Source organism: Pseudomonas canadensis (assembly GCF_030980095.1).
Classification (GTDB): domain Bacteria; phylum Pseudomonadota; class Gammaproteobacteria; order Pseudomonadales; family Pseudomonadaceae; genus Aquipseudomonas; species Aquipseudomonas canadensis.
Genome location: NZ_CP133298.1, coordinates 3,891,841 through 3,911,104, shown reverse-complemented (window position 1 = coordinate 3,911,104; position 19,264 = coordinate 3,891,841). Strand labels below are relative to the sequence as shown.

General features: G+C 61.5%; 19 protein-coding genes. 9 read left to right on the top strand and 10 right to left on the bottom strand.

The window, feature by feature from the left end:
• The first annotated feature begins 138 nt into the window (after positions 1 to 138).
• From RB216_RS18090 to RB216_RS18075, 4 genes are read left to right on the top strand one after another with little or no spacing between them, the layout of a single operon-like run.
• Positions 139 to 612 (top strand): MarR family winged helix-turn-helix transcriptional regulator, encoded by a 474-nt coding sequence (locus RB216_RS18090; RefSeq protein WP_016977433.1) that lies wholly within the window; start codon positions 139 to 141, stop codon positions 610 to 612.
• Positions 609 to 2,057: an efflux transporter outer membrane subunit gene (locus RB216_RS18085; protein ID WP_308907689.1), complete on the top strand. Its 1,449-nt coding sequence runs from the start codon at positions 609 to 611 to the stop codon at positions 2,055 to 2,057. Before RB216_RS18090 ends, RB216_RS18085 begins: the two co-directional genes overlap by 4 nt.
• A gap of 15 nt (positions 2,058 to 2,072) precedes the next feature.
• Positions 2,073 to 3,272, top strand: coding sequence for an HlyD family secretion protein (locus tag RB216_RS18080; protein WP_028616876.1), 1,200 nt, complete (start codon positions 2,073 to 2,075; stop codon positions 3,270 to 3,272).
• The gene (locus tag RB216_RS18075) at positions 3,272 to 4,801 is read left to right on the top strand and encodes a DHA2 family efflux MFS transporter permease subunit (RefSeq protein WP_028616875.1); all 1,530 of its coding nucleotides are present in this window, start codon (positions 3,272 to 3,274) and stop codon (positions 4,799 to 4,801) included. The genes RB216_RS18080 and RB216_RS18075 overlap by 1 nt, the downstream gene beginning before the upstream one ends.
• A gap of 115 nt (positions 4,802 to 4,916) precedes the next feature.
• Here RB216_RS18075 and lpxH read toward each other — a convergent pair whose 3' ends face one another.
• Both lpxH and RB216_RS18065 read right to left on the bottom strand, forming a co-directional pair.
• Positions 4,917 to 5,666, bottom strand: coding sequence for a UDP-2,3-diacylglucosamine diphosphatase (gene lpxH, locus RB216_RS18070; RefSeq protein ID WP_308907688.1), 750 nt, complete (start codon positions 5,664 to 5,666; stop codon positions 4,917 to 4,919).
• Positions 5,663 to 6,166, bottom strand: a complete 504-nt coding sequence (locus RB216_RS18065) for a peptidylprolyl isomerase (RefSeq protein ID WP_122683912.1) — start codon at positions 6,164 to 6,166, stop codon at positions 5,663 to 5,665. Before RB216_RS18065 ends, lpxH begins: the two co-directional genes overlap by 4 nt.
• A gap of 248 nt (positions 6,167 to 6,414) precedes the next feature.
• Here RB216_RS18065 and RB216_RS18060 point away from each other — a divergent pair, with 248 nt between their 5' ends.
• Together RB216_RS18060 and cysS are read left to right on the top strand one after the other, a co-directional pair.
• Positions 6,415 to 8,115 carry a glutamine--tRNA ligase/YqeY domain fusion protein gene (locus RB216_RS18060; RefSeq protein ID WP_236318386.1) on the top strand — a complete coding sequence of 567 codons (1,701 nt, stop codon included), beginning with the start codon at positions 6,415 to 6,417 and terminating at the stop codon, positions 8,113 to 8,115.
• Between the two features lie 18 nt (positions 8,116 to 8,133).
• Positions 8,134 to 9,522, top strand: a complete 1,389-nt coding sequence (gene cysS, locus RB216_RS18055; RefSeq protein ID WP_068931674.1) for a cysteine--tRNA ligase — start codon at positions 8,134 to 8,136, stop codon at positions 9,520 to 9,522.
• A gap of 241 nt (positions 9,523 to 9,763) precedes the next feature.
• On the opposite strand, the gene RB216_RS18050 is transcribed toward cysS, so the two are convergent.
• A complete protein-coding gene (locus RB216_RS18050) occupies positions 9,764 to 10,327 on the bottom strand; it encodes a dihydrofolate reductase family protein (RefSeq protein ID WP_028616871.1) in 564 nt (187 codons plus the stop codon).
• Positions 10,328 to 10,438: 111 nt separating this feature from the next.
• Between RB216_RS18050 and lepB the strand changes: the two genes are divergently transcribed.
• Both lepB and RB216_RS18040 read left to right on the top strand, forming a co-directional pair.
• Positions 10,439 to 11,107, top strand: coding sequence for a signal peptidase I (gene lepB, locus RB216_RS18045; RefSeq protein WP_308907687.1), 669 nt, complete (start codon positions 10,439 to 10,441; stop codon positions 11,105 to 11,107).
• A gap of 179 nt (positions 11,108 to 11,286) precedes the next feature.
• Positions 11,287 to 12,069: an SDR family oxidoreductase gene (locus RB216_RS18040; RefSeq protein ID WP_028616869.1), complete on the top strand. Its 783-nt coding sequence runs from the start codon at positions 11,287 to 11,289 to the stop codon at positions 12,067 to 12,069.
• Here the strand turns inward: RB216_RS18040 and RB216_RS18035 are convergent.
• The gene (locus RB216_RS18035; protein WP_308907686.1) at positions 12,066 to 12,395 is read right to left on the bottom strand and encodes a winged helix-turn-helix transcriptional regulator; all 330 of its coding nucleotides are present in this window, start codon (positions 12,393 to 12,395) and stop codon (positions 12,066 to 12,068) included. The genes RB216_RS18040 and RB216_RS18035 overlap by 4 nt on opposite strands.
• 112 nt (positions 12,396 to 12,507) lie before the next feature.
• On the opposite strand from RB216_RS18035, the gene RB216_RS18030 reads away from it, so the two are divergent.
• Positions 12,508 to 12,966 carry an HIT family protein gene (locus RB216_RS18030; RefSeq protein ID WP_308907685.1) on the top strand — a complete coding sequence of 153 codons (459 nt, stop codon included), beginning with the start codon at positions 12,508 to 12,510 and terminating at the stop codon, positions 12,964 to 12,966.
• A 125-nt stretch (positions 12,967 to 13,091) separates the two neighbouring features.
• Here the strand turns inward: RB216_RS18030 and RB216_RS18025 are convergent, their stop codons facing one another.
• Genes RB216_RS18025 through RB216_RS18000 form a run of 6 tightly spaced genes read right to left on the bottom strand, consistent with a single transcriptional unit; the run spans position 13,092 to position 19,131 of the window.
• Positions 13,092 to 13,430: a Na+/H+ antiporter subunit G gene (locus RB216_RS18025; RefSeq protein ID WP_028616866.1), complete on the bottom strand. Its 339-nt coding sequence runs from the start codon at positions 13,428 to 13,430 to the stop codon at positions 13,092 to 13,094.
• Positions 13,427 to 13,705: a K+/H+ antiporter subunit F gene (locus RB216_RS18020; protein ID WP_003211751.1), complete on the bottom strand. Its 279-nt coding sequence runs from the start codon at positions 13,703 to 13,705 to the stop codon at positions 13,427 to 13,429. Before RB216_RS18020 ends, RB216_RS18025 begins: the two co-directional genes overlap by 4 nt.
• Complete coding sequence (locus RB216_RS18015; RefSeq protein ID WP_308907684.1) at positions 13,702 to 14,190, bottom strand: Na+/H+ antiporter subunit E; 489 nt, start codon at positions 14,188 to 14,190, stop codon at positions 13,702 to 13,704. Before RB216_RS18015 ends, RB216_RS18020 begins: the two co-directional genes overlap by 4 nt.
• Positions 14,187 to 15,869: a monovalent cation/H+ antiporter subunit D gene (locus RB216_RS18010; protein ID WP_308907683.1), complete on the bottom strand. Its 1,683-nt coding sequence runs from the start codon at positions 15,867 to 15,869 to the stop codon at positions 14,187 to 14,189. The genes RB216_RS18015 and RB216_RS18010 overlap by 4 nt, the downstream gene beginning before the upstream one ends.
• Positions 15,866 to 16,210, bottom strand: coding sequence for a Na+/H+ antiporter subunit C (locus RB216_RS18005; RefSeq protein ID WP_003192163.1), 345 nt, complete (start codon positions 16,208 to 16,210; stop codon positions 15,866 to 15,868). The genes RB216_RS18010 and RB216_RS18005 overlap by 4 nt, the downstream gene beginning before the upstream one ends.
• A complete protein-coding gene (locus tag RB216_RS18000; RefSeq protein ID WP_308907682.1) occupies positions 16,210 to 19,131 on the bottom strand; it encodes a monovalent cation/H+ antiporter subunit A in 2,922 nt (973 codons plus the stop codon). Before RB216_RS18000 ends, RB216_RS18005 begins: the two co-directional genes overlap by 1 nt.
• Positions 19,132 to 19,264: the final 133 nt, after the last annotated feature.

The window sequence follows — 19,264 nt, the reverse complement described above, 5'->3', positions numbered from 1 at the left end:
AAAAATCAGACGATCCTTAGAACCCGCCACTCATCCGCCAGATACCAAGCAAGCTAATAATTCCATTTGACATTCGCTGCCTAAGCAGTAACATCTTGTCATACATTCACTGCCTAGGCAGTAATAAGGTGACTTCCGATGTCTCACTTCACTCCTGACAGTTTTCGCAACTGCCATCTCGGCCTGCTTCTGGGCCGGGCGGCGCTGCTCAAGGACCGCATTATCGATACCCATATGGAACCGCATGGCGTGACGGCCGCGCAGTTCAAGGTGTTGATCATCATTGCCCAGTTCGACGTCGATACCCCGGCGGAACTGTGCCGCAACCTGTCCCTGGACAGCGGCTCCATGACCCGCATGCTCGACCGCCTGGAACAGAAGGGCCTGCTGGCGCGCCAGCGCTCCGAGCAGGACCGGCGCCAGGTGCGGCTGGTGCTCACCGAAGACGGCCAGCGCCTGGCGGACATGCTGCCGCACATCGGCGCGCAGTCGATGAACGAGTTGGCCGGCGCCCTGGAGCCTGGCGAGTTGCAAACCCTGGAACGGATCCTCAAGAAAATTCTGGTAGCTGCCGGTGACGCCATCGTCATCCAGCGGGTAGGTAATGAATGAGCAGACGCGCACTTAGCCTGGTGCTGGTGGCCATGAGCATGGCCGGTTGCGCCAACTACAGCGGCCTTGACACCCAAGGCAAACGCCTCGACGCCGGCGGCCTGCAAACGGGCAAGACGTTGAGCGGCGTGACCTTATCGAACGCGGCCTGGCCCAGCGCCGATTGGTGGAAAAGCCTCGGCGACCCACAGCTCGACGGCCTGATCCAGGAAGCCCTGCAAAACAGCCCCGACATGCAAGTCGCCAGCGCCCGTGCCCACCAGGCCGAGGCCGCTGCCTATGCCGCCAACGCCGCGCGCATGCCGACCCTGGATGCCAGCGCGGGCGTGAGTCGTTCGCGCCTGGCCAAAGACCAGGACCCACGCGGGGAGGGCGATGCCTATTCCACCGTGCGCAACATCGGCGCCAGCTTCAACTACAACTTCGACCTCTGGGGGGGCCAGCGGGCCGCCTGGGAAGCCGCGTTGGGCGAGGCGCGCGCCGCCCAGGTCGATCAACAGGCCGCGCGGCTGACCCTGGCTGCCAACGTGGCCAAGGCCTACAGCGACCTGGGTCAGGCCCACATCGTGCGGGACTTGGCCGAAGACGACCTCAAGCGCACCCGGCAGATGCTCGACCTGGGCAAGCGTCGCCTGAACTCGGGTATCGACAGCCACTACCAGTACCAGCAGACCGAAAGCCTGGAAGCCAGCTCCCAGTCGCAACTGATCGACGCGGAAAAACAGCTGCAAAGTGCCAAGATCGCCCTGGCGGTGTTGCTCGGCAAAGGCCCGGACCGGGGCAGTGAACTGGCCCGGCCCAACGTGCTGAAGCCCAGCGCCGTCGCCGTGCCCTCGGTGTTGCCCGCCGAGCTGCTGGGCCGTCGTCCGGACCTGATCGCCGCGCGCTGGCGTGTCGAGGCAGCCGGCAAGAATATCGATGCGAGCAAGACCCGCTTCTACCCCAACCTCAACCTGAGCGCGAGCGCTGGGGCCGAGTCGTTGTTGGGGGATGCAATGTTTGGTTCGGCCAGCCGCTTCTTCAACATTGCGCCGACGATTTCACTGCCGATCTTTGACGGCGGCCGCCTGCGCGCCGACCTCGATGCCCGTGACGCTGACTACGACCTGGCCGTGGCGCAGTACAACAAGACCCTGGTGCAAGCCCTGGGCGACATCGGCAACACCCTTTCACAACTGCGCGACACCGGCCGGCAGATCCAGGCCCAGCAACATGCCGCGGACATTGCCCAGCAGTCCTACGACACCGGTGTGCAGCGCTACAGCTCTGGCATCGGCAACTACCTGGATGTGCTCAGCATCGAGCAGCAATTGCTGCAGGCCCAGCGCCAGCTGGCGACGCTGAATGCCGCGCAGATCGATCTGTCGATTCAATTGATGCAGGCCCTGGGTGGCGGATACGACGCCAGGAACATGGCCGCGACCACCCCCGCCCGCTCGGAATAATTTGAGGTATTTGTCATGGCCACTGCCGAAAACACCAACGCAACTGAACAACCCAAGGACAGCAACCCCCGCAAACGCAAAGTGATGCTGATCGGCCTGGCGCTGATCGTCATCCTGGCGGTAGTGGGCGTGTGGGGCTGGTATGAACTCTACGGCCGCTTCAATGAAAGCACCGACGATGCCTATGTGAATGGCAACGTGGTGGAAATCACCCCACTGGTCACCGGCACGGTGGTCAGCATCGGTGCCGACGATGGCGACCTGGTCCACGAAGGCCAAGTGCTGGTCAACTTCGACCCGAACGACGCCGCCGTCGGCCTGCAAAGCGCCCAGGCCAACCTGGCCCGCACCGTGCGCCAGGTGCGCGGCTTGTACAGCAACGTCGACGGCATGAAGGCGCAGGTCAATGCGCAGAAAGCCGACGTGCAAACCGCCCAGGATAACTTCAACCGCCGTAAAACCCTGGCCCAGGGCGGGGCGATTTCCCAGGAAGAACTGTCCCACGCCCGTGACAGCCTGACCGCCGCTAAAAACGCACTGACCAACCTTGAGCAGCAACTGAAAACCACCAACGCGTTGGTGGATGACACCGTGATTTCGTCTCACCCCGACGTGCAGGCCGCCGCTGCGCAATTGCGCCAGGCCTACCTGACCAATGCGCGCAGTACCTTGATCGCACCGGTCACCGGCTACGTGGCCAAGCGCACTGTGCAACTGGGGCAGCGCGTGCAACCGGGCACCGCGTTGATGGCCGTGATTCCGCTGAACCAGCTGTGGATCGACGCCAACTTCAAGGAAACCCAACTGCGCGACATGCGCATCGGCCAGCCGGTGGACATCGAGTCGGACATCTATGGCAGCGACGTGAAATTCAGCGGCACCATCGATAGCCTGGGTGCAGGTACTGGGAGCGCATTTGCCCTGCTGCCGGCGCAGAACGCCACCGGTAACTGGATCAAGATCGTGCAACGGGTGCCGGTGCGCATCCATATCAATGCTGACGAGTTGGCCAAGCACCCGCTGCGCGTGGGCTTGAGTACCCTGGTCAACGTGGACCTGCACGACCAGAGCGGCCCGGTCCTGGCGCAGCAGGCGCCGCAGAAAGCCTCATTCACCACCAACGTGTATGACCGCCAACTCGCCGAAGCGGATGCCATGATCACCCAGTTGATCCATGACAACAGCCTCGCCGCACCCAAGGCTGTGCAACGCTGATGAGCAATAACGCCTCCTTCACGCCACCCAGCCTGTTGATGGCCACTATTGGCCTGTCGCTGGCGACCTTCATGCAGGTGCTCGACACCACCATCGCCAACGTGGCGTTGCCGACCATTTCCGGCAACCTGGGCGTGAGTTCGGAGCAGGGCACATGGGTCATCACCTCGTTTGCGGTGAGCAACGCGATTGCCTTGCCGCTCACCGGCTGGTTGAGCCGCCGTTTTGGCGAAGTGAAGCTGTTTCTATGGGCGACCATGCTGTTTGTGTTGGCGTCGTTCCTCTGTGGTATTTCCACGTCGATGCCCGAGCTGATCGCCTTTCGGGTCATACAAGGCCTGGTGGCCGGGCCGTTGTACCCGATGACCCAGACATTGCTGATTGCGGTCTACCCGCCGGCGAGGCGCGGCATGGCCCTGGCGTTGCTCGCGATGGTTACGGTGGTGGCGCCGATTGCCGGGCCGATCCTCGGCGGCTGGATTACGGACAGCTACAGCTGGCCGTGGATCTTCTTCATCAACGTACCGATCGGCATTTTTGCGGTGATGGTGGTGCGTTCCCAGCTGAAGAAACGCCCAGTGGTCACCAGCCATCAACCGATGGACTACGTGGGGCTGTTGAGCCTGATCGTCGGCGTCGGCGCCTTGCAGATCATCCTCGACAAGGGCAATGACCTGGACTGGTTCGAATCCAACTTCATCATCATTGGTGCGGCGATTTCGGTGATTGCCCTGGCGGTGTTCATCATCTGGGAGCTCACCGACAAACACCCGGTGGTCAACCTTAAGCTGTTCGCTTACCGTAACTTCCGGATCGGCACCATTGTGTTGATCCTGGGCTACGCGGGCTTCTTCGGTATCAACCTGATCCTGCCGCAATGGCTGCAGACCCAGATGGGCTACACCGCCACTTGGGCCGGGCTGGCGGTGGCGCCAATTGGTATCTTGCCGGTGCTGATGTCGCCGTTTGTCGGCAAGTACGCGCACAAGTTCGACCTGCGTCTGTTGGCGGGCCTGGCATTCCTGGCGATTGGTCTGAGTTGTTTCATGCGCGCAGGTTTTACCAATGAGGTGGACTTCCAGCATATCGCCCTGGTGCAGCTGTTCATGGGGATCGGCGTGGCGCTGTTCTTCATGCCGACCCTGAGCATCCTGATGTCCGACCTGCCGCCGCACCAGATTGCCGACGGCGCGGGTTTGGCAACTTTTCTGCGGACCCTGGGCGGTAGTTTTGCGGCGTCGTTGACCACCTGGATCTGGATCCGCCGGGCGGACCAGCACCATGCTTACATGAGCGAAAACATGACCACCTACGACTCCGCGACCCGCGATGCCTTGCAAGCGCTGGGCGGGGCAGGGCAGAAGGCCTACACGCAGCTCGATCAGATCCTCACCAGCCAGGCGTACATGATGTCCACCGTGGACTACTTCACGTTGCTGGGGTGGATGTTCATGGGGTTGATGTTGCTGGTGTGGTTGGCGAAGCCGCCGTTTGGCGCGAAGGCGGGGCCGGAGGCCTCCGGCCACTGATACCCGGATCACTGTGGGCGCCGGCTTGCCGGCGATAGCGGTCTATCAGTCAGCCGATGTGCCAACTGAAACACCGCCATCGCCGGCAAGCCGGCTCCTAAAGGGGTATGGGTGATCAGGTGCCGGGTAGGGCCAGCTGCGGATTGACGAAATCAAACGCCGCCAATTGAAACCCTTGCTCATCCACCTGCAATGCCCACCCTTGCTTGTCCCAATCTCCCAGCACGATGCGCTTGGCCGCCTGGTCACCAATCTGCAACTTGTGAATGGCCGGGCGGTGGGTATGGCCGTGGACCAGGGTGCGCACGCCGAACTGCTGCATCACCCGCGGCACTTCCTCGGGCGTCACATCCACAATGTCGTTGGCTTTCATGCGCGTCTGCGCCCGGCTTTCACTGCGCAGCTTGCGCGCCAGCTTATGGCGGGTGCTCAAAGGAAGGTGGCGCAGGATAAACAGCACAATCGGGTTGCGCAGGATGCGTCGCAGCTTCATATAGCCGACGTCGCGGGTACAGAGGCTGTCGCCGTGCATCAATAGCACGGGCTCGCCATGGAGCTGCACGACACTCGGGTCCTTGAGCAAGGTGGCACCCGCGGCTTTGCAGAACGCCTTGCCGATCAGGAAATCACGGTTGCCGTGCATGATGAAAATCGGGGTGCCGCTGTCGCTCAGTTCGCGCAGGGCTGCGCAAATGGAGTGTTGAAACGGTGTCATCCCATCGTCGCCAATCCAGGCTTCAAAGAAGTCCCCCAGAATGTACAACGCCTGGGCGCCACGGGCGCGGGTGTGGAGCAGATCCAGAAACGCCCGGGTAATATCCGGGCGCTCCTCTTCCAGATGCAAATCTGAAATCAGCAATATCACCCAACGATCTCGGCTTTCTCGACGATAACGTCTTCTACCGGAACGTCCTGGTGACCGGCTTTACTGGTGGTCTGCACGCCTTTGATCTTGTCGACGACGTCCTGGCCTTCGGTGACTTTACCGAATACCGCGTAGCCCCAACCCTGCACGTTCTTGCCGCTGTGGTTCAGGAAGGCGTTGTCGGCGACGTTGATGAAGAACTGCGCGGAGGCCGAATGCGGCTCCATGGTACGGGCCATGGCGACGGTATACTTGTCGTTGGAAAGGCCGTTGTCCGCTTCGTTCTGGATGCTTGGACGCTTGTCTTTCTTTTCTTTCATGCCAGGCTCGAAACCGCCGCCCTGGATCATGAAGTTGCCGATGACACGGTGGAAAACGGTGTTTTCGTAGTGGCCGGCGTTCACGTACTCGATGAAGTTGGCGACGGTGATCGGCGCTTTCTCGGCGTTCAGCTCGATGACGATGTCACCGTGGTTGGTGGTCAGTTTGACTTGAGTCATGTTCACTACTCTTTTCAGGGAATTCGTGGGTTTGGGTGCCTGTGCACCACGACCGGTATGGCGAATCTGCGGCCAAGGCGCGCAGTTTAGCGTGCCCTGTAGGAATTTCGAGGTGGTTTTTTACCGCCGATGCAATAAATGCTGCAGTTTTTGGCCTCGCTCTGTCAGGTACTTGACAGCATCGGCTATGATATCGCCTTTGTTTTGTCGGCCTAGCCCGGCCACGTACTTGTCTGTTCAAGGATCCTATGAGCAAGCCCACTGTCGACCCTACCTCGAATTCCAAGGCCGGACCTGCCGTCCCGGTCAATTTCCTGCGCCCGATCATCCAGGCGGACCTGGATTCGGGCAAGCACACGCAGATCGTCACCCGCTTCCCGCCAGAGCCCAACGGCTACCTGCACATCGGTCACGCCAAGTCGATCTGTGTGAACTTCGGCCTGGCCCAGGAGTTCGGTGGCGTCACGCACCTGCGTTTCGACGACACCAACCCGGCCAAGGAAGACCAGGAATACATCGACGCCATCGAAAGCGACATCAAGTGGCTGGGCTTCGAATGGTCCGGTGAAGTGCGCTATGCCTCCAAATACTTCGACCAGCTGTTCGACTGGGCCGTCGAACTGATCAAGGCCGGCAAGGCCTATGTCGACGACCTGAGCCCGGAACAGGCCAAGGAATACCGTGGCACCCTGACCGAGCCGGGCAAGAACAGCCCGTTCCGCGACCGTTCGGTGGAAGAGAACCTGGATTGGTTCGCCCGCATGCGCGCCGGTGAGTTCCCGGACGGCGCCCGCGTGCTGCGTGCCAAGATCGACATGGCCTCGCCGAACATGAACCTGCGCGATCCGATCATGTACCGCATCCGCCACGCCCATCACCACCAGACCGGTGACAAGTGGTGCATCTACCCGAACTACGACTTCACCCACGGTCAGTCCGACGCCATCGAAGGCATCACCCACTCCATCTGCACCCTGGAGTTCGAAAGCCATCGCCCGCTGTACGAATGGTTCCTGGACAGCCTGCCAGTGCCGGCGCACCCGCGCCAGTACGAGTTCAGCCGCCTGAACCTGAACTACACCATCACCAGCAAGCGCAAGCTCAAGCAACTGGTCGATGAAAAGCACGTACACGGTTGGGACGACCCGCGCATGTCCACGCTGTCGGGCTTCCGCCGTCGTGGCTACACACCGGCGTCGATCCGCAACTTCTGCGACATGGTCGGCACCAACCGTTCCGACGGCGTGGTCGACTTCGGCATGCTCGAATTCAGCATCCGCCAGGACCTCGACGCGAACGCTCCGCGCGCCATGTGCGTGCTGCGTCCGTTGAAAGTCGTGATCACCAACTACCCGGAAGACAAGGTCGACCACCTCGAGCTGCCACGTCATCCGCAAAAAGAAGAACTCGGCGTGCGCAAGCTGCCGTTCGCCCGTGAAATCTACATCGACCGCGATGACTTCATGGAAGAGCCGCCAAAGGGCTACAAGCGCCTGGAGCCGAACGGCGAAGTGCGCCTGCGCGGCAGCTACGTGATCCGTGCCGACGAAGCGATCAAGGACGCCGATGGCAACATCGTCGAACTGCGCTGCTCCTACGACCCGGAAACGCTGGGCAAGAACCCTGAAGGCCGCAAGGTCAAGGGCGTGATCCACTGGGTGCCAGCCGCGGCCAGCATCGAGTGCGAAGTGCGTTTGTACGATCGCCTGTTCCGCTCGCCGAACCCAGAAAAGGCCGAAGACAGCGCCAGCTTCCTCGACAACATCAACCCTGACTCCCTGCAAGTACTCACTGGTTGTCGTGCCGAGCCATCGCTTGGCGACGCACAGCCGGAAGACCGTTTCCAGTTCGAGCGCGAAGGTTACTTCTGCGCGGATATCAAGGACTCGAAACCAGGTCAGCCGGTATTCAACCGTACCGTGACCTTGCGTGATTCGTGGGGCCAGTGATTCTCTAAGGAAGCCGTTGTGCTAACGATCTACAACACACTCAGCAAGACCAAAGAAGTCTTCAAGCCGCTGGATGGCAACAAGGTGCGCATGTACGTGTGCGGCATGACCGTGTACGACTACTGCCACATCGGCCACGGCCGCAGCATGGTTGCCTTCGACCTGGTGACCCGCTGGTTGCGTTTCAGCGGCTATGACTTGACCTATGTGCGCAACATCACCGACATCGACGACAAGATCATCAACCGCGCCAATGAAAACGGCGAGTCGTTCGACGCGCTGACCGAGCGCATGATCGCCGCCATGCACGAGGACGAGGCCCGCCTCAACATCCTCAAGCCGGACATGGAACCGCGTGCCACGGACCACATTCCGGGCATGCACGCGATGATCCAGACCCTGATCGACAAGGGCTACGCCTACGCCCCAGGCAATGGTGACGTGTACTACCGCGTCGCCAAGTTCATGGGCTACGGCAAGCTGTCGCGCAAGAAAATCGAAGACCTGCGCATCGGCGCACGTATCGAAGTCGACGAAGCCAAGCAGGATCCGCTCGACTTCGTGCTGTGGAAGGCTACCAAGCCGGGCGAGCCAAGCTGGGAATCGCCGTGGGGCGCCGGGCGTCCGGGCTGGCACATTGAATGCTCGGTGATGTCCACCTGCTGCCTGGGTGACACCTTCGACATTCATGGCGGCGGCAGCGACCTTGAGTTCCCGCACCACGAAAACGAAATCGCCCAAAGCGAGGCCGCCACCGGCAAGACTTACGCCAACGCCTGGATGCACTGCGGCATGATCCGCATCAATGGCGAGAAGATGTCCAAGTCCTTGAACAACTTCTTCACCATTCGCGACGTGCTGGCAAAGTACCATCCGGAAGTCGTGCGTTACCTGCTGGTGTCGAGCCACTACCGCAGCGCCATCAACTACTCGGAAGACAACCTCAAGGACGCCAAGGGCGCCCTGGAGCGTTTCTACCACGCGTTGAAAGGCCTGCCCGCCGTGGCTCCAGCCGGTGGCGAAGCCTTCGTCGCACGGTTTACCGAAGTCATGAACGACGACTTTGGTACACCGGAAGCCTGCGCGGTGCTGTTCGAGATGGTGCGCGAGATCAACCGTTTGCGTGAGAGCGATCTCGACGCAGCGGCGGGCCTGGCGGCGCGCCTGAAAGAACTGGCCAGCGTGCTGGGGGTTCTGCAAATGAAGCCTGAAGATTTCCTGCAAGCCGGCGCCGAAGGGCGTGTGGATGCGGCGCAAGTGGACGCGCTGATCCAGGCGCGTTTGACTGCTCGTGCCAACAAGGACTGGGCGGAATCCGACCGACTCCGCGACCAACTCACCGCCATGGGCGTGGTGTTGGAAGACGGGAAGGGTGGGACGACGTGGCGGTTGGCTGATCAGGCTTGATTGGTAAACGCTGAATGAAAAACGCCCCGACTGGTTCGGGGCTTTTTTTTGCACACCGTTTTAACGGCTCACTCGATCCACTGTGCCCGCTTCATTCAGTTGTTGATCCACGCCTCACGTAAAAATCGTCCGGCACCATTCGCAACAACCCGCCGGCTTTGCCGATGGAGCGGTTACGGCTTCCTATGCCTGCGACCAATGCGAGGGGTGGGTACATGGTCTGTTCCTTCAGAGAAGTCCATTATTGCGCGGCGTGAGCGCCTGCCGTCACTTGATATCGACTCTGCACAAAACCATTGTCCGACACGTAGGTGCCTACATGGTGCAGCTGCCGCTCACTGCCAATCTGGCTGAACAGTGGCACGCCTTGCCCGAGTAAAACCGGGATACGCGTAATGATCAGCTCATCAATCAGGCCCGCTTCAAGAAACGCCTGGATGGTCTCGCCTCCGTCGATATAGAGGTGCTTCATGCCGCGCTCGGCTAACGTAGCCACGAGTGAGGTGACGTCTCCTGCCATGACCTCGACCTTGCCCTCCAGGTGCGCAGGGATCAGCAGAGGCTGGTGGGACAGCGCAATGACGGGCGTGCCCTCGTAGGGCCACTCGGGGAAGGACAAGATTTTCTCCAGGGTTTTGCGACCCATTACCAGTGCATCGACCGTGGCGATGAAGCGTTCATAGGTCACGCCGTTCAACTCGGCGGTTTCGTACTCTGGTCGGTGCAACCACTCGATATCACCGTCCGCGCGGGCAATAAAGCCGTCGATGCTGGCTGCGATGAAGACCGAACATTGGTTATCCATGGCGAAAACTCCTTTTAGCGCGCGTGGACGCTAATACTAATTTAATCCTCGCGTGCAACAACCGGGCGTCTAGACACAGTCCTGATGCCCCTTTCTGCCGTGCGAGGATGTATGCGAAGTTGGTTGATCCGTTACCGTTACGCAATCATTTTCTGGATGTGCTTCGGCGTTTTCCGTACGTCCCTGGCCGACTGGAACCCCATTCCCTCTGGCTCCATGCGCCCGACCTTGCTGGAGGGTGATGTGGTGTTGGTGAACCGGGTGGCCTACGACCTCAAGCTGCCGCTCACGGACATTTCCCTGGCCAAGCTCGATAACCCCCAACGTGGCGATGTGGTGACGTTTTCATCACCCAAGGACGGCATGCGCCTGATCAAGCGCATCGTCGGCATTCCCGGTGACACCCTGGAAATGAAAGATGAGGTGTTGTGGGTCAACGGCGAGCCTGCCACCTACAGTGACGCGCAGGACATCAGCGAACCCATCCTGCCCGGCCATACGGTGCCAGGAATCAAGCTGAACGAGCGGGCGGCCAACCGTCAGCGCACGGTGCAGTTCATGCCGACGGTGCGGGCAATGCGTAATTTCGGGCCGGTGGTGGTGCCGGCCGACAGTTACTTCATGCTGGGGGACAACCGTGATAACAGCGATGACTCACGGTATATCGGCGTTGTGCCACGCCGGCTGTTGATCGGGCGGGCACATCATGTACTGGCGTCGGCGCAGATCCTGGATCACTGGATGCCACGCCTGCACAGATTTGGCGCGCCGATCCTGTAAGGACAAGCCCCCATTACCCCTGTGGAGCCGGCAAGCCGGCTCCTACAGTTGGGTATGTTACGAGGGGCCCTGAATCCAGACACTCACTTTTGGGTTAGCCCATTACCTTTTCGTGCGTTCTTGTGGGCTGTCCGCCCGGTTCCTATCCTGCGGTCTTCGTTTATCCAGGAGTAGGTTCCATGAGCTTTGATCTCGGACTAAAAGGCCTTCGTGCGCTGGTCACCGGTGGCACCAAAGGTATCGGCGCCGCCGTGGTGGCGGTGTTGCGTGAACAAGGCGCCCAGGTGATTTCGGTCGCGCGTTCGGCGGCGGATTCGACGCCCGAAGGCGTGCATTTCATCGCTGCCGACCTAGGCACTGCCGCCGGTTGTGCGAGTGCTACTGAGGCGGTGAAGGCTCGGCTTGGCGGCGTCGATATCATCGTCAATGTGCTCGGCGGCTCAAGCGCACCCGGCGGTGGTTTTGCGGTGCTCGATGATGAGCAGTGGGCGAATGCCCTGGGTCAGAACCTGATGGCGGCAGTGCGGGTGGATCGGGCGCTCCTGCCCGGCATGCTCGCGCGCGGCGCCGGGGTGATTATTCATGTCACGTCGATCCAGCGGGAGTTGCCGTTGCCGGAGTCGACCACGGCGTATGCCGCTGCAAAGGCAGCGTTGGCGACCTACAGCAAGAGCCTGTCGAAAGAAGTCACGCCCAAGGGTATTCGGGTGGTGCGGGTTTCGCCGGGCTGGGTGGAGACGGACGCGGCGGTGGCACTGGCGGAGCGCCTGGCGGAGCAGGCGGGAACGGATTACGCGGGGGGCAAGCAGATCATCATGCAGGCGCTCGGCGGTATCCCGCTTGGACGGCCGGCCAAGCCCCAGGAGGTGGCTGACTTGATCGCCTTCCTGGTCTCGCCCCGCGCCGCGTCGATCAGCGGCACCGAGTACGTGATCGACGGCGGCACCGTCCCTACGGTCTAAATCGTCGGTTTGGCGGCCTGCCATTTGAGCAGGCCATCCAGTACCGGGCACAGGCTCTGCCCCCACCCGGTCATACGGTATTCCACCTTGGGCGGCACCACTGGGTAGACCGTGCGCTGTACCAGGCCATCGGCTTCGAGCTGGCGCAATTGCTGGGCGAGCATCTTCTGCGAGATATCCGGGATCAGTCGCTCAAGGTCGGAATAACGCTGCACCTGGCCGCCGAACAGGTGGAACAGAATGATCAGCTTCCAGCGCCCGCCAAGCCAGGCGAGCGTGGTTTCGACGTCGGCGGCGGCGGTGGCAGGGGTGTAGGTTTTACTCATCGCATACGTCCTGGGACATTTCGGAAAGTTGCCATTTGTTTTGACGTCCGCCGCAGCCTGGCTTTAGATGGTCGACACGACCAAACCCACGATGAAACCAGCGGTGATTCAAATGGATTGTATCTTCTGCAGCATTGTTCAAAAGACCTCCCCAGCGCACATTCTGTGGGAAGACGACCAGCATATGGCGTTTCTTTCGATCTTTCCCAATACACCGGGTTTCAGCGTGGTAATCCCCAAGCAGCACTACGGCAGCTATGCGTTTGCGCAGTCGGATGAGGTGTTGGCCGGGCTTGCGATAGCGGCGAAGAAGACCGCGTTGCAGATCGACCGGGCGTTTCCGGATGTGGCCCGTACGGGGATGATGCTGGAAGGCTATGGTGTGGATCACCTGCATGCGAAGTTGTTTCCCATGCATGGGACGGGCGGGGACAGTACCTTCAAGCCCATCAGCTCCAAGGTGGAGAAGTTCTTCGAAGCCTATGAGGGTTATATCTCGTCCCACGATTTTGTGCGGGCGGATGATGCCGAGCTAGCGGAGTTGGCGGCGCACATCAGATTATTTGTCTAATGCAAAACCAAATGTGGGAGCGGGCTTGCTCGCGAATGCGGTAGGTCAGTCGCTGATGTGCTGACTGAAAAACGCATTCGCGAGCAAGCCCGCTCCCACCTTTTTTACTGTGTTCGCTTGATGAATCAGCGGCGGCTGCTGACTTCGGCCGGTACGTCATCACCGGCCATGCGCTTGCGGAACAGTGCAGTGCGCGCCAGTAGCAACGTGGTCACCGGCACCGTGATCGACAGCAAGATCGGTATCAACCACCCGTGCAACACCGGCCCGGATTTGAGCACCGAAAAGTAGATGATCGACGCCAACGCCACACACCACGCCCCCAACGTCGACGCCAATGCCGGCGGGTGCATGCGCTGGAAGAAGTCCTTCATGCGCAGCAAGCCGATCGCGCCAATCAATGCAAACACGCTGCTGAGCACCAGCAGTACCGCGACGACGATTTCCATCCATAACGGCATCATTCAATCACCTCCCCACGCAGCAGGAATTTGGCCAGGGCAAACGAGCCCACGAAGCCGAACAGCGCGATCAGCAGCGCCGCTTCAAAGTAGGTGTCACTGGCATAGCGAATGCCCAGCACCAGCATCATCAGCATCGCCAGGATGTACAGGTAGTCCAGCGCCAGTACCCGGTCTTGCGCGGACGGGCCTTTGAACAGGCGGACCAGGGTCAGCACCATCGCCAGCGAGAACAGGAACAGGCTGAACAGGATCGCATTGGAGAGCAGGGCGCTCATTCGAAGATCTCCATCAGGGGCCGTTCGTAGGTGGACTTGAAGTGCTCGATGAAGGGCGCTTCGTCCTCCAGATCAAACACATGCAAGAGCAGGATGCTTCGGTCCAGTGCCAGTTCCGACCAAATGGTGCCGGGCACCACCGTGGTGATCATCGACAGCGCAGCCAGGCCGTTGGCGTCGCGCAGGTCCAGGGGGATCTTGATAAAGCGCGAACGCGGCGGGCGGGAGCCGCACATCAGCACGCCCCAGGCCACTTGCAGGTTGGAGATGATCACATCGCGGCCTACCAGGAAAAACAGGCGAATGATCACCCCAGGGCGGCGAATGCGGATTGGCAGGGGCCGCAGCGGCGCCATCATCAGTGGCGCCAGAAAGCCCAGCAACGCACCCAGCAGCAGGTTGCCGGGGCTTACCGACAGGTTCAGCACCAGCCACAACACCCACAACGCCAGCGACAACCACGGGGCAGGTAACAGGCGTTTCATGGCTGCACCTCCAGCGCGGCGGCTTTGGCTTCAGGGCTCGGCACCGGTCGCGTCGCCATCACCGCCATAACATAGTGCTCCGGGTTGTTAAGGCTGACAGCCGTGTCCTGGGTGTAGCGCATCAGCGGCTCGGCCTTGAAGGTCAGCAGGATGCTCAGGCCGAGCAGGAAGAAGATCGGCAGGCACTCGTAGCGACGCAGCAGTGGCGATGGACGCTCTTCCGGGGTCCAGAAGCGCTGGATGCCCAGGCGCGCGAAGGCGATCAACGAGGCCAGGCCGGAAAGAATCAGCAACGCCACCAAGCCCCAGGCCGCCGGGCGGATCGGCGCGTCAACGCTGACGCCCAAGCCCAGCGGATTGACCAGTGCACTCAACAGGCTGAGCTTGCCGATAAACCCGGAAAGCGGCGGCATGCCGATGATCAGCAGGGCGCAGGCGATAAAGCTCAGGCCCAGGAAGGCCATGGTCCAGGGAATCACCTGGCCGACCACGGCTTTCTGCTCGTCATCGAGGTTGACGCCCGGGCGCGGATGCAGGGACTCCATGGCCTTGGGTAGCGCATCGATCTCTTCATCCAGCGGCAGGTCGTTGGCCGAGCGCGAACGCTCGATCAACTCGGCCAGCAGGAACAGTGCGCTCAATGCCAGCGTCGAGCTGACCAGATAAAACAGCGCCCCCGCCGTCAGGCTTGGCTGAGCGAAACCAACGGCAGACAGCAAGATCCCGGCCGACACCAGGATGCTCAAGCTGGCCATGCGCTCCAGCCGCTGCGCCGCCACCATCGCCAGCGCCGCGCAGATGATGGTTGCCATGCCGCCGTATACCAGCCAGTCACCGCCAAACAGCGCCGAGGCACCGGCCTGGCCGGAAAACAGCAGGGTCCACAGGCGCAGCACGGTGTACACGCCGACCTTGGTCATGATCGCAAACATCGCCGCCACCGGCGCACTGGCCGAGGAATAGGCGGGCGCCAGCCAGAAGTTCAGTGGCCACATGCCGGCCTTGGCCAGGAATGCCGTCGCGAGGATGGCCGCACCGGCGTGCAACAGGCCGCGATCCGCCTCGGGCACCAGCGGGATTTTCAGCGCCAAGTCGGCGAAGTTCAGCGTGCCGGTAACACCGTAGATCATCGCCGCGCCAATCAGGAACAGTGACGAGGCCAGCAGGTTGATCGCGATGTAATGCAGCCCCGAGGACACCCGCGCACGCCCGGAACCGTGCAGCATCAAGCCATAGGACGCCGCCAGCAGCACCTCGAAGAACACGAACAGGTTGAACAGGTCGGCGGTGAGAAAGGCCCCGTACAACCCCATCATCTGCACCTGGAACAACGCATGGAAACTGGTGCCCGCGCGGTCCCAGCGGGCCATGGCGAACAGCAACGCGCTCACGCCGATGATGCCGGTGAGCACCAGCATCAGCGCCGACAACTGATCCACCACCAACACGATGCCAAACGGAACTTGCCAGTTGCCCGGCAGGTACACGCCGATCGAGCCAGGGCCGCCTTTTTGCGTCCAGTACAGCAGCAAAATAGCGATGCCCAGGCCGATGATGCTGGAGAACAGGTTGATGCGCGCCTTCAGCGGGCGGTGCTTCTCGCCGAGCATCAGCATCAATGCGGCCGTCAGCAACGGCAACAGGATCGGCGCGACGATCATTTGATTCATCCACGTCATTCCTTGGGCTCCCGGCCGTCCACATGGTCCGTACCGGTCAGGCCGCGGGAGGCCAGCAGCACTACCAGGAACAAGGCGGTCATGGCGAAGCTGATCACAATGGCCGTGAGCACCAGCGCCTGGGGCAGGGGATCGGTGTAGTTGAGCAAGTCTTGCGGCACGCCGTCCTTGATGATCGGCTCCTTGCCGATAAACAGGCTGCCCATGCTGAAAATGAACAGGTTGACCCCGTACGACAGCAGGCACAGGCCCATCACCACCTGGAATGTCCGTGGCCGCAGGATCAGCCAGACGCCGGAGGCCGCCAGGACCCCAATGGCAATTGCGATGACTTCTTCCATCAGGCGGCTCCTTCCGTTGCGGCAACCACTTTGGCCTGGTTGCTCGGTTTATGGGCCCGCACGGACTGGTGACCGAGGGCGGTAAGCATCAGCAGCGTCGAACCGACGACCATGGCGTACACGCCGACGTCGAAGAACAAGGCGCTGGCGATATGGATGTCGCCGAGCAGCGGCAGGCTGAAATGCCAGGTGTGGGTGGTGAGGAACGGATACCCGGCAAACAATGCACCGAGGCCGGTCAGCGTCGCTGAGAACAGGCCAAAGCCCATCCAGCGCATCGGTCGCAGGCTCATCTGCGCTTCGACCCACTGCGTGCCGGCGACCATGTATTGCAGGATAAACGCCACCGACATCACCAGCCCGGCGACAAAGCCGCCGCCCGGTTGGTTGTGGCCGCGCATGAACAGGTAGAACGACACTACCAGCGCTATCGGCAGCAGCAGGCGCACCAGCACCGCCGGCACCATCATGAAGCCCAGGGCGGTGTCGCTGGCCTGGCGCGGGTTGACCAGGTCGGTGGCCACGTCCGGCGCCAACTGGCGCTGTTGTGCGGGCAGTTGCATGCTTTCCTTGGATGGACGGAAGCGGCGGAGCAGCGCGTACACGGTCAGCGCCACGGCGCCAAGCACGGTGATTTCACCCAAGGTATCGAAGCCCCGGAAGTCCACCAGCATCACGTTCACCACATTGCTGCCGCCGCCTTCGGGCAGGGCGCGGCTTAAGTAGAACGAGGAAATATCGTTGGGCGTCTGGCGGGTCAGCATCGCGTAGGACAGCAGCGCCATACCGCCACCTACCACGGTGGACAACAGGAAGTCGCGCAGACGGCGAATGCGCGCCTTGCGCAGCGAACTCGGCAGTGGCGACACTTCCTCGATCCGCCGTGGCAACCAGCGCAGGCCGAGCAGGATCAGCACCGTGGTCACCACTTCGACCACCAGTTGGGTCAGCGCCAGGTCCGGCGCTGAGAACCACACGAAGGTCACGCAGGTCATCAGGCCGCACACGCTGACCATGGTCAGGGCTGCCAAACGGTGGTACTTGGCTTGCCAGGCAGCGCCGAGGGCACAGGCAATCGCCAGCAGCCACAGGGTCACGAACACAATGGAACCGGGGATCTTCGGCCGGTCGCCCCAACTGAGGCCGCTGTTGAGCATCGGGATCATGCCGCCGATCACCGCCACCAGCACCAGCAGGAACAACTGGGTCTGCAGACGCTTGGTGCTGATGCGTTTCTCGATCTTGCGCACACCGCGCATCATCACCACCAGGCTGCGCTCGAAGCCGCGCTTGCCGTTGAAGTAGCTGATGATGGGCGGGTATTTGAAGCGGCCACGCTTGAGTTGCTTGCGCAGCAGCAGATAGAGCACCACGCCGCCGGACATGGCCACCAGGCTCATGATCATCGGCGCGTTCCAGCCGTGCCAGATCGTCAGGCTGTACTCCGGCAGCACACCGCCGACCACTGGCAGGGCGGCAGCGGCGAGGATCGAACCCACCACCTGGGCCGGGAAAATCCCCACCAACAGGCAGGTGAACACCAGCAGTTCAACCGGTGCGCGCATCCAGCGCGGCGGTTCATGCGGGGTGTGCGGCAGGTTGGTCGCCGTAGGGCCGAAGAACACATCGACCGTGAAACGCAGCGCGTAGGCCACGCTGAACGTACCGGCAATGGTCGCGATCAACGGCAGGGCAAACTCCACCCAAGCGGTCGAGGTGATGAACACGGTTTCGGCGAAGAACATCTCTTTGGACAGGAACCCGTTGAGCAACGGCACGCCGGCCATGGACGCACTGGCCACCATCGCCAGGGTCGCCGTAAAGGGGATCAACCGCACCAGCCCGCTGAGCTTGCGGATATCCCGCGTGCCGCTCTCGTGGTCGATGATGCCCGCCGCCATGAACAGCGAGGCCTTGAACGTGGCATGGTTAAGGATATGGAACACGGCTGCGACGGCAGCCAGCGGGCTGTTGAGCCCCAGCAGCAAGGTGATCAGCCCGAGGTGGCTGATGGTGGAGTAGGCCAGCAGGCCCTTGAGATCATTCTGGAACATGGCGCAGTAAGCGCCGAGGAGGAGGGTGAGAGCGCCGGCACCGCCGACGATCCAGAACCATTCTTCGCTACCGGACAGCGACGGCCACAGGCGGGCCAGCAGGAACACGCCGGCCTTCACCATCGTCGCCGAATGCAGGTACGCCGACACCGGCGTGGGCGCCGCCATTGCGTGGGGCAGCCAGAAGTGGAAGGGGAACTGCGCGCTTTTGCTCAAGGCGCCGATCAGCACCAGGGCCAGCATGACCGGGTACAGCGCGTGCGCGCGAATCTGATCGCCGGCCGCCAGCACCTGGTCGAGGTCATAGCTGCCGACGATATGCCCCAGCAACATCACGCCCGCCAGCAGGCACAAACCGCCGGCGCCGGTGACCATCAACGCCATGTATGCACCGCGTCGCGCATCGGCGCGGTGGTGCCAATAGCCGATCAGCAGGAACGAGAACAGGCTGGTCAGTTCCCAGAAGAACACGATCTGGACCAGGTTGCCGGAGATCACCAGCCCGAGCATGGCGCCCATGAAGGCCAGGAAAAACGCAAAGAAGCGCGGCACCGGGTCGTCCGGCGACATGTAATAGCGCGCATACAACGACACCAGCGTGCCGATGCCCAGCACCAGCATCGAGAACAGCCAGGCAAACCCGTCCATGCGCAGCACGAAGTTCAGCCCGAGGCTGGGCAACCACATGAATTCTTCGCGGATCACGCCACCGTGGGCGATCTGGGGGTAGAGCAGGGCGACTTGAACGGTACCGACCAGGGCCACAAGGCCAGCCAGCAGGGATTCGGTGTTACGTGCATTGTGCGGCAGCAAGGCCGCCAGACAGCTGCCAGCGAACGGCAGAAGCAGTAGAACTATCAGGGACATAGGCTTCTAATCTGCGGGAGTTTGGGATGCATCATACGTGCCGCTTTCTCGATCACCAAACGGCAAGATGTGGCAGGATCCTACAAGCTAAGCTGAAAACCCTTGTAGGAGCGAGCTTGCTCGCGAAAATCGT